The organism is Tahibacter caeni (assembly GCF_024609805.1).
Classification (GTDB): domain Bacteria; phylum Pseudomonadota; class Gammaproteobacteria; order Xanthomonadales; family Rhodanobacteraceae; genus Tahibacter; species Tahibacter caeni.
Window position 1 is genome coordinate 1 of sequence record NZ_JANFVR010000125.1, and the last position, 12969, is coordinate 12969.

General features: G+C 72.0%; 8 protein-coding genes. 1 reads left to right on the plus strand and 7 read right to left on the minus strand.

From position 1 onward, the window contains the following. Positions 1–258: 258 nt before the first annotated feature. The 7 genes from NON22_RS12335 to NON22_RS12365 all read right to left on the minus strand — a co-directional run bounded on the left by NON22_RS12335 (position 259) and on the right by NON22_RS12365 (position 9481). Positions 259–726 (minus strand): GNAT family N-acetyltransferase, encoded by a 468-nt coding sequence (locus NON22_RS12335; RefSeq protein WP_257387240.1) that lies wholly within the window; start codon positions 724–726, stop codon positions 259–261. A 105-nt stretch (positions 727–831) separates the two neighbouring features. Further along, positions 832–1599: a hypothetical protein gene (locus NON22_RS12340; RefSeq protein ID WP_257387241.1), complete on the minus strand. Its 768-nt coding sequence runs from the start codon at positions 1597–1599 to the stop codon at positions 832–834. 585 nt (positions 1600–2184) lie between these two features. Continuing rightward, a complete protein-coding gene (gene ntrC / locus NON22_RS12345) occupies positions 2185–3588 on the minus strand; it encodes a nitrogen regulation protein NR(I) (RefSeq protein ID WP_257387242.1) in 1404 nt (467 codons plus the stop codon). Continuing rightward, complete coding sequence (locus tag NON22_RS12350; protein ID WP_257387243.1) at positions 3581–4585, minus strand: two-component system sensor histidine kinase NtrB; 1005 nt, start codon at positions 4583–4585, stop codon at positions 3581–3583. Before NON22_RS12350 ends, ntrC begins: the two co-directional genes overlap by 8 nt. A 240-nt stretch (positions 4586–4825) precedes the next feature. Next, positions 4826–5617: a hypothetical protein gene (locus tag NON22_RS12355; protein ID WP_257387244.1), complete on the minus strand. Its 792-nt coding sequence runs from the start codon at positions 5615–5617 to the stop codon at positions 4826–4828. 61 nt (positions 5618–5678) lie between these two features. Next, on the minus strand, positions 5679–6257 hold the full coding sequence (locus NON22_RS12360; protein ID WP_257387245.1) for an RNA polymerase sigma factor: 579 nt from the start codon (positions 6255–6257) through the stop codon (positions 5679–5681). Continuing rightward, positions 6254–9481 carry a CHAT domain-containing protein gene (locus tag NON22_RS12365; RefSeq protein WP_257387246.1) on the minus strand — a complete coding sequence of 1076 codons (3228 nt, stop codon included), beginning with the start codon at positions 9479–9481 and terminating at the stop codon, positions 6254–6256. The genes NON22_RS12360 and NON22_RS12365 overlap by 4 nt, the downstream gene beginning before the upstream one ends. A 245-nt stretch (positions 9482–9726) precedes the next feature. Between NON22_RS12365 and NON22_RS12370 the strand changes: the two genes are divergently transcribed. Continuing rightward, a partial coding sequence (locus NON22_RS12370) for a transglutaminase-like domain-containing protein (protein ID WP_257387247.1) occupies positions 9727–12969 on the plus strand: 3243 nt, incomplete at its 3' end.

Below are 12969 nucleotides of genomic sequence, written 5' to 3' on the forward strand. Positions count from 1 at the left end.
CCCCCCCGCGCCCCCCCCCCCCCCCCCCCGCCCCCCCCCCCCCCCCCCCCCCCGCAGCGCTGTCGACTATGCGCCGAGCGCTGCTCATCGAAACGCTGCCGCTGATCGACGCGTGCGCGTGCGCGGCATTGCCGACGCGGCGCAGGCTCGCGCCGCCGTCGCGATGTCGCCCGGAGCCGCAGCGCTCGGCCGCCGGCGGCACGAGGCCCAACGGCAAAAGCTCCGGGATTCATTCGATAGTTAGTTGCGGGACAGGCCCTAGCCCAGCGCGACGAACGGCCGCGCGTAGAGGTGGTAATGCTCCTGCTCCATGCCCAGCGCCGCATAGGTCTGCTGCGCGCGCGCGTTTTCCCATTCGACGTAGAGCCGCAGGCCCACGACACGCGGCGTCGCCTGCGCCGCCGTTTCGACGTCGCGGTACAACGCGCGGAATACGCCGTAGCGGCGCGCCTCCGGCGCCACGTAGACGCTCTGTATCCACCACCAGTCGCCGTCGCGCCAGTCGCTCCATTCAAAGGTCACGAGCAGGCAACCGACGGCCTGTCCGTCCCGCTCGGCGATGCGGTAGAAGCCGCGTCCCGCCGCATCGAACACGGCCGCGACACCGCGTGTGAGCCGTTCGCGGTCGAGCGTCTTGTTCTCGGTTTCCAGCGCCATTGCGGCGTTTGCGTCGACGAGGAAGGCGACGTCGTCGCGCGTCGCCGCGCGGATGCGGATATCGGTCATGAGATCGGCTGAAGACGGTCGTGAACGGCGGTCCGGAGCCGCCTCGCAACGCAAAGGGCGGCCGCAAGGGGCCGCCCTTTGCACCAGGAACCGCGACAGTGTCGCTCAATCGATCTGGAATTTCTGCAGCGCAACCGGCGTGGCGGTCTGGTTGCAGGCGACGTAGACCTGTACCGTTCCCGACGCGCCCGGCCCGAGCTGCAAGGTCCACTGCAGGCCGCCGGTGAAATCGCCGGGCCCGAACGGCAGGCCCGTGTTGGCGAAGTCGGTCACCGACGCGTTGCTGAGCTGCGCCGCGACGTCGGTTGCCGCCGCGAACGGCAGTACGAGATAGCCGACCGCGCCGGGACCGCGCCATTCGCAGGCGCCGGCCGTCGCGTCGGTGACGCGGATGTAGTTGTTGGGCTGTACCAAAGTGGCGTTGTCGGTGCCGGCCGATCCGTTGACGTCCAGATCGATCATCTGGAACAGATGCAAGGTGATCGCGCTCGCGCCATTGTTGGTCACCGACAACGTGGTCGCGACTTCCCCGCTGCCGGCCCCGGCGCTGGAAATCACGTGCGTCTTGGTGACGGCGAGGCCGCGCCCGCCGAGATCGGTCCAGCTGATCGTTGCGGTGTTGCCCGTGTAGTTCTGCGTCGTCGGCGTCGGGAACACGGTTTCCTGCGTATCACCCTGGATGCGGAACCACCAGCCGGCTTCGAACAGCTGGTCGCCCGTGCCGACGCCGGTGAAATCCACGGCCGGCGTGATGTCCCAATGGCTCGCCGTCAGCACGTAGTTGGCGCTGCCAGCCGTGATGGTGCCCTGGCCGAACGCGGCCGGGGCAGCAACGAAGAGAAACAATGTGAGAACGGAGCGGTAATGGCGCATGGTTCGATATCCCCACGAGATAGAGAGTCGCAACGGCGGACGGCACAGGCCGCGACGCGCCGGCCCGATCGCGGATCGGTCCTCCCCGGGGCGCGTGTAGTCAGGGCGGCGCGCCATGGTTGCGCGGTTTGCGTCGCGATACAACTTCCGGCACATGCGTTTCCGCACCGACGACCGGCTCGCGCCCGGCATGGCGGTGTCGCGGCACCCGGAAAACCACCGGCCCCGCGGCCCTGGGCCGCGCCGGACCACGCGATTTGCGGACGGCGACGCCGTCCTTTTCGCCTATGCTTTTCTTTTTGGGCCGGTGCCGAACGCGGACCACGGCCGGCGACAGCAGGGAATCGCCGGCCCACGCGACGCCCCGCAAGACAGGCGCGCCGTCGGCGTACCGGTCCGGCAGCCGGCAAGCCTGACGGTCCAGGTTTCCCGCGCCCAGACCGCGCCGGGCGGCCGCGGCGGGAGCGCACCGGCGATACCGCCCGCTGCGCCGCAACGAGCCCGGACTGCACGAACCGGTAACGGCTGCAGTCCCGGCATCGCTGTCTCGGGCCGAAGCGGCGTGAGGCAGCCGCTCTTCGCCGCTCAGCGCGAACGCCCGCGCGAACTGCCGAGCTTGCGCGTCAGCGTGTTGCGGCCGAGGCCCAGCACCTGCGCGGCCTGCTGCCGATGGCCGCCGCAGGCGTTCAGCGCGGCATCGAACAACACGCGTTCGAGCTCGGCGCTCGCGCGCGCATGCAGCTCGCCGCGGCCCAGCGCGAGCTCCTTTTCGGCCCAGCGCCGCAGCGCCTGCGACCACTCCGTCGCGACCGCCGGCGTTTCGGCGCCGACCGCGAACGGCAGATCCTCGGCGCGGATCTCGCGGCCCGGCGCCATGACGGCGAGGCGCCGGCACAGATTCTCGAGCTGGCGCACGTTGCCGGGCCAGTCGAAACGCTCGACCGCGGCCAGGGCCTTCGACGACCAGCGCTTTGCGCCGACCTTGAGCTCGTCGGCCGCGCGCGCGAGGAAATGTTCGGCGAGCAGCGCGACGTCCTCGCGCCGCTCGCGCAGGCTCGGCAGCTGGATGCGAACGACGTCGAGGCGATGCAGCAGATCGGCGCGGAACTCGCCGCGGGCGACCTTGCCTTCGAGATCCTGGTGCGTCGCCGCGATCACGCGCACGTCGGCGCGGATCAGCTCGCGGCCGCCGACGCGGTAGAACTCGCCTTCGGCGAGCACGCGCAGCAGGCGCGTCTGCAGCAGCAGCGGCATGTCGCCGATCTCGTCGAGGAACAAGGTGCCGCCGTCGGCCTGCTCGAAGCGCCCCGCATGCCGCCGCGTCGCGCCCGTGAATGCGCCCATCTCGTGGCCGAACAGCTCGGATTCGAGCAGCTCCGACGGAATCGCCGCGGTGTTCAGCGCGACGTACGGGCGCAGCGCGCGCGCGCTGTGCGTATGCAGCGCGCGCGCGACGAGCTCCTTGCCCGTGCCGGTCTCGCCGGTGATCAGCACGTTGAGACCGCTGGCCGCGACGCGGCCGATCGCGCGGAACACCTCGCGCATCGCCGCCGAACGGCCAATGAGCTCGGTTTCCTTCGGCGCCGCGCGGGCCGGCGCCGTGGCCGGCACGACACTGCGCCGCTGCGCGAGCGCGCGCTGCGCCGCGGCCACGGCCTGGTCCAGGTCGAACGGCTTGGGCAGATAGTCGAAGGCGCCGTGCCGGTACGCCGCCGCCGTCGTCGCGACGTCGGTATACGCGCTCATGACGATGACCGGCAGCTGCGCATGATGGGCATGCAGGCGCTCGAGCAGCTTGAGGCCGCCCTGCCCGGCCATGCGCACGTCGGTAAACAGCAGATCCGGCTGCTGCCGCTCGATCTGCGCGAGCACGCTCTCGGCGTCCTCGAACTCGACCACCTGCAGACCCGCGTCGCGCAGCGCCGCGGCCAGCACGAAACGCACGCCGCGATCGTCGTCGGCCAGCCAGACCTGCGCCGCCTCAGTCATGGGATTCTCCGTAGGGCAGCAGCAGCGTGAACACGGTATCGCCGCTGCGGCTGCGATAATTCAGCGCGCCGCCGTGTTCGGCGGCGATCTCGCGGCACAGCGCGAGACCGAGCCCGCTGCCGTCGGCGCGGCCGCTGACCATCGGCAGGAACAGGTGGTCGGACACCGCGGACGGCACGCCGCCGCCGTTGTCGATCACGTCCACGCGCAATGCGAGGCGCACGATGCGGTCGTGCAGGCGCGCCGAATGCTCGGCGCGCGTGCGCAGCACCACGCGCTCGGCCTCGGCTTCGAGCGCATTGCGGCCGAGATTCAGGAACAGCTGCAGCAGCCGGTCCGCGTCACCGGCCAGCCGCGGCAGACTCGGATCGAAATCGCGCACGATCGCCGCCTGCCCCTGCGAAGCCAGCAGCACGGCCACGCGCTCGAGCACCTCGTGAATGTTCACCGGTGCGAACGCCGGACTCGCCGATCCCTGCAGCAGACGATTCGCGAGCTGCGCGAGCCGGTCGGCCTCGGCGATCACGAGCCCGGCCAGCTCCTTGACCCCGTCGTCGGCGACGCGCCGCGCAATCAGCTGCGCTGCGCCGCGCAGGCCCGCCAGCGGATTCTTGACCTCGTGCGCGAAGCCGCGCAGTGACTCCGACAGCTGCGCGTTCGACTCGCGCGCCGCCGGCGCCAGCGCATGCGCCTCGAGCAGCGCGCCGCCCGCGGCGAGCGGACTCAGAGTCAGATCCACCATGACCGTCACGCCGGCCGCATCGACGAGCGCGAAGTCGCGCAACTGCACCACGCGCTGCTCGGCCAGCACGCGCCGGAACGCCTCGACGAGCTCGGCGCGCCCCGGCGCGAGCGCCGCCAAGGTCATGCCTTCGAGCCGGCGCGCGCCGAGCCCGAGCAGCTCGCACAGCGCCGGATTCGGCGCCTGCAACTGCTGCTGAGCATCGAGACAGACGGCCGGCGTGCTGAGCTGAGGCCAGAGTGAGGCAAGATCCACGGGAATTTGCCGCGGGCTGGGGCGGTTGCACCATCATAGTGCAGACAGCGACGAAGGGTGCTCGCCTACAGACTGCCCATGCCGCAGCAGCGTACCTCGGCTTGCGCCGTCGGGGTCTGGCCGACCGGGCCGGAAAGCCGGCGACGATGGAACCGGTCGATCCGGACGAGGCCGCCAAGGCCGTGTCTGTCGACAGCGCCGGCTGGCGACATGGGCAGCCGCTCGCCGCATCGCTGCCGCTCAGCGTTCGCCGACCTGCAGGTCCCAGACCTGTTCGGGCTCGCCGCCGCCGTTCGACGCGACGAGCAGCAGCCGGTGGCGGCCCGGGGTAAGCAGCCCGGCGGCGACGGTCGCCTCGATGTAGGCATAGGCGCGCGATTCGCGCGGCTGCAGATCCGCCGCGACCGACTGGCGCCGTGCTCCCGTCTCGATGAACAGCTGGTAGCGGCGCGCGCTGTCGGCGACTTCCACCTGCAGCCGAACGGCGCTGCCGGCGGCCGGTATGCGCAGTGTCGCAGGGCCGTTGCCGCGTGACGTGGACGCGAGCAAGGCATAGGTCGCAATGCCGGCGTTCGGCGCCACCGGCGCCGGCACCAGCCAGAGGACCGACGCGGCGATCGCGACGATGATGCCAGCCGCGGCGGCGAGCACGAGCGCACCGCGCGGACGCCGTCGTGCCGTGGCGGACTCGCATAGCGTGGATGCCTGCCGGGCTGCGGGCGATGGCCGTTCCGGCCCGATACCCTCGTCCGCCGCGCCCGAAGGATCCTCGCGCAGGCGCGCAAACGCGCGGGCGGCGCGCAGGCGCTCGCGCTGCGCCGGGTCGGCCAGGCGATGCTCGCGCAGTGCCTGCGCTTCGGCCGTGCTCAGCCTGCCGCGGGCCGCGTCGTCGAGCAGGTCCGTTTCGGCGTCGCGCAAGCGATCGAGCAGGCTGTCGTCCTGCATCAGCTGCGCCTCCAGCCGCGCGGCCTCGGCGTCCGGCAGACGTTGCAGCAGCCACTGACGCAGGACGTCGTCGCTGATTTCGGTCATGGCAGGCATCGGCGCTGGCTTCCGGGAAGGGACGAACTGTATGAGCGCAGCCGGCGAATCATCACGGTTTCCGCGCCGGATCCAGGCGCGCGCGCAGGCATTCCTCGATCCGGGCGCGCAGCCGCAGGGCGCGGTTGCGCAGCGCGTTGAGGCTGCTGCCGTGCGCCTGCGCCAGTTGCTGGCGCAGGCGGATGCGCGCGCCGCCGTCGGCGCCGTAGTAGTCGAGAATCAGCCGCCGCGACGCTGCATCGAGCAGGGACAGGCAGACGTGCAGGCCGTGCAGCGCGCGCTCGGCTTCCTCCTGCTCCGCGCCGGCGTCGGGATCGGGCTGGAGCGTGGGATCGGCTTCGGCTTCGCGGCGCCGGCTCGCGCGCAGGCGTGCTTCCTGCAGTACGAGGCGCGCGATGCCCAGCGCGTAGGCGCGCACGTCCTCGATGACGACGCCCTCGCCGGCCCGCCGGGCCAGGCGTTCCAGCACCACGTCGGCAAGCGCTTCGGACTCCGCCGGCAGGTAGACGCGGAACAGCGCGAGCAGGCGTTCGCGCAGCCGCTCGTAGGCGCGAGCCGGATCGCCGTCGGCGCCGAGCCGCTGCAGCAGCGCGTCGAACGCGCCGGTACCGGATGCCGTGTCGAGACTCACTCGCTGCCCGCTACGGTCCAGTCGCCCTGCATCACGAAGGCGGCCCAATGGACCGGCGCGCGCCAGCGCGGCGTGCCGCGCAGCCGGGCCTGTGCGGCGAGCAGGGCCTGCTCCGGCGCCAGCCGCTCGCGCAGCAGCGCGGTATAGAAATGTTCCATGAAGGCCGCGCTCGCGCGGTCGTCGACCGGCCACAGGCTCGCGACCACGCGGCGCGCGCCGGCGTGGAAGAACGCGCGCGCGAGACTGAACACGCCTTCGGAACCCGGCGAATCCCCGCCGGCCGAGTCGCATACGCTGAGCACGACCAGATCCACCGGCATGTCCAGGTGGTAGATATCCCCCACGCGCACAAAGCCGTCTTCGGGCCGGCCCTGAGCGTCGTACAGCGACAGCACGATGCCGGACAGTTCGGGATTGCGCAGGTCGATCAGCGCATGGGTCGCGAAATGCACACCGCGGTAGCGCGACCAGTCCGCCTCCAGCACCGCGCGCCGGCTGGCCTGGAAGTCCGTCGCGATCCACGGCGCGGCATCGCCGCTCAGCGCCGCGATGGTCTGCGCTTCGCGGCGCGTCTGACGCAGGCGCGGCAATTCGCGCAGGTCGGCCGGACCGGCTGCGCGCAGCGCCGGCGCGTCCGTCTCGCCGGTTGCGGGGCGGTCCGCCGGCAGACGCGTGTCGTCCGCCCGGAATACCGGGTCGGCGAGCACGGCGAACGCGTCCGCGCCGCGCGCACGCGGCGTCCGCCGAAGTTCGCGCAGGCTAGCCAGCGACGGCACGTAGACCTGCGTCGCACCGGGCTCGCGAACAAACAGCGAAAAAGGCACCAACTGGATTTTTCCGTCCGCCACGACGATCTGGCGCCGCGCGCCGTCGCGCCACGCGACGGGAAGCAACATTTCACCCAGGCGCGCAGCCTGCTGCAATGTCGCCGCCGTATCCGCTTCCTCGCGCGCGGCCAGCGCATCGAGCGGCATGTCCGCGACGGCGTCCGGCGCGCGCAGGCGTTCGCGCAGCGCATCGATCTCGCGCTCGATGCGCGCGCGGCCCGGCAGACCGATCGCGTCCACGCCGCGCGCAGTCACGCGCCAGAGCGTGCTGCGTTCGTCGTCGAGCCAGTATTCGAAGATCGCCGTATCCGCATCCGCCAGCTCGCGCTGCAGGTCCGGCAGCGACAGCGGCGCAGGCCGGGCGAGCGCCGCGTAGCGCGGATCGGCGGCGCGCACGCGTCCGCGAACGGCATCGAGTTCGCGCTCGCTGCGGTCGATATCCTGCCGCACGGCCTCGCGCGCCGCAGCCTCGCCCGCCGGCAGTTGCGCGAGCCGCCAGGCCAGCTCGCGCCGGCGGTCTTCGGCTTCGCGCAGGGCGGCGGCGAGGGCGGCGCTCAGTCTGGGCTGCAGGGCGATGCGCCCGGCCCTGAGCAGGTCCAGCAGCGAACGGGCGCGCGCGCGCTCGGCCGCCTGCAGTGCGCGGACGGCAAAGCCGCCGCCCGGCGCGCGCGCATGCCGGCGCATCAGTACGTCGATGTATAAGGCGTAATAGGCGCGCTGTGTCGCAAAGTACGTCGTGCGCAAATGCGGCTCCGCGATCGCGGCGCGCTCGGATTCGGTCAGCGCCAATGCGTCCTCGATGCTGCGCTGCGCCTGCACCAGCTTGCCGGCCCGCGCATCGAGGCGCGCGAGGCTGGCCTGCGCCGCCGCGCGCGTCGCGCGATCGCTTACGCGATCGGCGAGGCGCGCGGCCTGCGTGTACGCCTCGCGCGCGGCGCCCGTGTCGTCGCGGCCACTGGCCAGGTCGCCGAGCATCAGGTGGATCCCCGCTTCGAGCGCTTCGGCGTGGATCTCGCGCGCCAGATCCCGTGCCGCCTGCAGGTGTGCGAGCGCGTGCGGCCAGTCGCGACGCGCCAGAGCGACCCGGCCAAGGCCGCCCAGCGCATGGACCTGTTCCCGCTGCGAGCGATGTTCGCGATAGAACGCGAGCGCGCTCCGGTACGCCTGTTCCGCTGCGTCGACGCGGCCCGCGTCGAGCGCGGAGTCGGCGGCGTTGAGGCGGGTCTCGGCCAGTCCCGAGGCGTCGCCGCTGCGGGTCCAGGCGGCCGTCGCCTGCGCAAAGGCGTCGTCCGCCGCGCGGGCGTCGCCGAGACGGCCGTAGAGCAGGCCGAGGTTGTTCCAGCTCATGCCTTCGATGAGCGGATAGGGTGTCGCGCGCAGATCGTCGATGATCCGGCGGTACAGGTTCAGCGCCGGCGCGAGTTCGCCGCGCTGCAGATGGATCGCGGCCATGCTTTCGCGGCTGAACAGGGCACGCCTGGCATCGCCGAGGTTTTGCGCCAGGGCGAGCGCGGCCTGCGCCGCGTCCAGCGCGCGGTGGGTTTCGCCGAGCACGCGATAGTTCGCGCTGAGATTGGCCAGGACCATGGCCTGGTAATGCGGGTCGCCGGTTTGCCGGTAGTGCGCCAGCGCGCGCTCGGACATCGCCGTCGATGCGGGCAGATCGCCCTGGTAGCCCAGCGCCGAACCGAGCGTACGTTCGGCGACGGCCGCTTCGGCCGCGGCCGAGGGGTCGTCGTCGTCGCCGCAGTGCGTGGGCAGCGCGGCCGCGGCGTTGCTCCGTGCTTGCGCATAGTCGCCCTGCGCGAAATACCAGCGTGCCAGACCGGCCCGGGCCATCGACGCGATGCAGCGGTCGCCGGCGGCCGTGGCCGCGTCGATGGCGCTGCGGTATTCGGCCAGCACGCGCGCACCACCGTCGGCGGCAGTCCCGGACTTGCCCGCTTCGATGCTGCCCGCCTCCCGGCGCAGATTCTCCGCCCTGGCCCAGGCGTGCTGGGCGGCGGCGCGGCGGTGGTCCTGTTCCGTTGCGACTCGCGGCACGCCGCTGCGCAGCGTGAAATGTGCCGCGCCGCCGTCCTTGGCGCCGACCTCGACGATCACTTCGCCGGCGCGCTCGGCAACCAGGGTCAGGCGCAGCCGCGCCTGCCGGCCGGCGTCGTTCTGGTAGACCGGCGAGAGCGCATCGGGCCCGGCGCGCCAGCGCAGCTGCAGTGTCGCATCGAGCTGCGTCGCGATGATATCGAGCGCCTGTCCTGCGCCGAGCTGCACTCGATAGCGCGCGTCCTGCGCAGCGGCCAGGTGTTCCTCGCGCTCGAGACCAGGCTGCAGCGTGCGCGCGACGTCCGGCTCAGCCGCCGCGATCGCGGCCGGCGCAAACAGCGCGCAGACGGCCACGGCGGCAAGGCGCCGAACCCGTCGCGCGATGCAGGTACGCCGCCTCGCCATGCCGGTGCCGTCCCAGGAGTCCCGGCGCCGAGCATAACCGCCGCCGCCTGCGAGCGTGATGTCCGCCGCGGCGCGCGTGATGTTTCGCGGTTTTCGCTCACTCCCTGCAGGGGCCGGATCCATATCACCTGCGGGGAGCGCTCATGGACAGGACAGATTCGCACGCGCAACGGCATTCGACGGTGGTGCGGGGCATGCTGCTCACGCTGCTCGCCCTGCTCGCGGCAGCCGCGCACGCGCAGGGCGCGACGCCGATCAGCGTACCCGCAGGCTATCGCTACGGACCACCCGCCGATGCCGCCGCGGCGCCGCCGCCGGCCCTGAAGCAGCTCGCCTCCTCGCCGGCCGATCCCACCGATCCGGCCATCGTCGCCAAGGCCGCCGCGCTGGGCCACGACCCGGCCCGGATCTTCGCCTACGTGCGCGACCAGATCGGCATCGATCCCTATGTCGGCAGCCTGCGCGGCGCACGCGGCACGCTGGCCGGCGGCGCGGGCAATGCGCTCGACCGGGCCAGCCTGACCGTCGCGCTGCTGCGCGCCTCCGGATTCACGGCGCGCTATGCGCAGGGCACGCTCGCCTACGCCGACGCGCAGACCGTCGTCGCGCGCGCCTTCTACGATCCGCTGCGCCTGATCGGCTGCAACAACCCGGGGCCGTGGGGCAACGGACGCGACGACTTCAACCTCGTAGCACCGGCCCAGGCGCATTCCTGGGTGCAGTACCAGGCGGTCGCGGCCGGCCCCTGGATCGACCTCGACCCGGCCTTTCCCGCCGCGACGGCAGGCCAGACGTTCGCGACCGCCGCGACGACGTTTGCGGAAGTGCCCGACGACCAGCAGCATCGCGTGCGCCTGCGCGTCGTCGCCGAGACCTTTTCCCAGGCCGGTGCGATCTACGGTTTCGGACTCGGCACGCAGACGGTCCTCGACGTCAGCTATGCGAGTGCGGACCTGGTCGACCGCCCGCTCACGCTCGGCCATTTCGTCGCCCATGACGCGCCGCCCGCGCTCGCGATAGGCGCCGTCACCAATACCTATTCGCCGTATCTGCTCGTCGGCGACAACGCGCTCGACCCGAACGCCTACGCCGTGCAGCGCGGCACCGACTATGTCGAGACATTCACCAACTTCCCGTTGGGAACGGTGCTGCTGACCGGCGTCTTCGTCACCGTCGACGTGATCGCGCCGCAAGAGCCGAACAATCCGAAAACGTTCCAGCGCGTGCTCGTGGACCGCATCGGCTACGCCACGCGCGTCTCCGGCGGAACGGTGCAGCCGCCCGGGTCCGATGCGCCGCCGGCGCTGACGCCGCTGGACCTCATGACGATCCAGGTCGCGCCGTCGAAGCAGCCGCTGGAAGGATTCGCCCTGCGCCAGACGCGTCTGCAGGCGCTGCAGGCGCAGACCGGCGCGCTCGCGCCGGCCGTCGCCGCCCTGCCTCCGCCGGCGCAGCAGTCGCCGGCGCAGGTCAGCCTGCGCACGCAGGCCACCGATCTCAACCGGCGCGCCGTGATCGCCATCCTCGAACTGATGACCGCGTCGTTCGAAGGCGCCGCCGGACGCGCCGACGAGGAAACCGCGGCGACATTCCTCAGCCGCGCCTGGATCGAAAGCCCGCGCCTGAGCATCGCGACTGCCCGCATCGGCGCCGACACGCTGAGTTTCGCGCTCGACATCCGCAAGAACGATCTGCGCGTCTACCCGCTGCAGGGCATCGCCTGGACCAACGCAGCGCATTTCGAACGCGCGCGCGGCCTGCAGGAATCGCTGCTCGAAGCGCAGGTGCTCACGGCGGTGACCGGCCAGCCGGCGCGCAGCTTCGCGTCGCTGTTCGGCGCCGATCCGGCCGAACTGGTCGCGATCACGCGCTTCGACCCCACCCGCGTGGACGAGCTGTCCCTCTCCGCGGACGCCAAGGCGCGCATCCGCGACAGCGTCGCCGGCAACACCGGCCGCAGCGTGCTGGCGCCGCGCGCACCGCGCGCGATCGGCGGCCGTCCCTACAGCGTGTGGCTGGAAACCGATCCTGCCACCGGCTACACGATCAGCACCGGCGAAGACGGCACGCATCAGGCGCTCGGCGAATACGCCGGGCTGCTGCTCGACCTGTTCGGCGTCGACAGCCTCGAAACGCAGATGGCCAAGTTCATCGGCCAGGTAAATTCCGCGGGGGTGGTCGGCGTCGCCTTCACCGCCGCCGTCGTCCAGGCCGTCGCCTCGGGCAATGCGTTCACCGATCTCGGGCAGGCGATCAAGCAGATCCTCAATTCGTCCACCGGCCCGCTCGCCGGCGTGTTGGAGCTGCTCGAGAATACCGGCGCGTCCGAGCACTGCTCGGGCGGCTGCGGCCTCGTGCAGAACATGCTGTCCGGGCTGATGGACGGCATAAAGGCGTTCCGCGAAGCGATCGGTTCGGGCGATCCGCCGGTGCCGCCGATACTGCTGGCGCCGCCGCTGCCGCCGTTGCCCGCGAACGTGGCGCCGGGCAGCGCTCCCGGCGTGACCCTCGCGGTCGAGGAGGATCCGCGCTTTTTCGTGCCGTACAACGGCGCGGAACTCCACTTCGTCTATCTGCTGAAAATTACCAATACCGGGCCGGCGACCGACACCTTCCGCATCGACAACGCCGGCACGAGCGGCTACTACGGCTTCGTGCCCGCGGTGCCGCAGATCACGCTGCCGGCCGGCGCCAGCGGCGAGGTCGGCCTGTGCCTGATACCCAACGGCGCGCTGCCGGCGCCGGATTCGCCGCTGCCGTTCGGCGTGCGCGTGCATAGTCCGGCGAATCCGGCCGCCGACGTCGCCCACAGCGGCACGCGCGTGACCCCCAGCGCCAAGGCGCTGCGCCTGCGCGTGCTGCCGGCCAGCGCGAGCCTGCATTCCGGCGAAGCGGCGGCCGCCACGCTGACGCTGGATTCGCTCGGCAATGTCGCGACCGGCGCGACGCTCACGGCGAGCAACGATGCCGGCCTCACGCTGAGCGGACTGCCGCCGACGGTGCAGCTGAATGCCGGCGAATCGCGTTCTCTGCCGCTGACCTACCAGGTCGGCGCCGGCGCGGTCCCGGGCGAGGCGCTGCTGTCGGTGCTGCGCGGCGATATCGGCGGCGTGGAGCCGGCGACCGCGCGCTTCAGCGCCAACGTGACCTCGGCCCTGACGACCTGCACGGCGCAGGCCGCGCTGGATGCCGCACGCCTGGGGCGCCCGGCGCTCGGCGCCACGCTCGTGCGCCTCGCCGGCGCGATGGATTTTCTGGCCGGCCATACGGCCGACAGCGGCGCGATGGCCGCCACGCTCGCCGAACTCGACGAACTGATCCACAACCAGCTCGGCGTGAACTTCCTCGCCCCGCTGCAGGCGCCGATCACCGCGGCGCGCGGCCAGCTCGCCGCCGCCGGGCCCGCCGCGGTGGCGGCGGCGCTGGCCGGGGTCGAC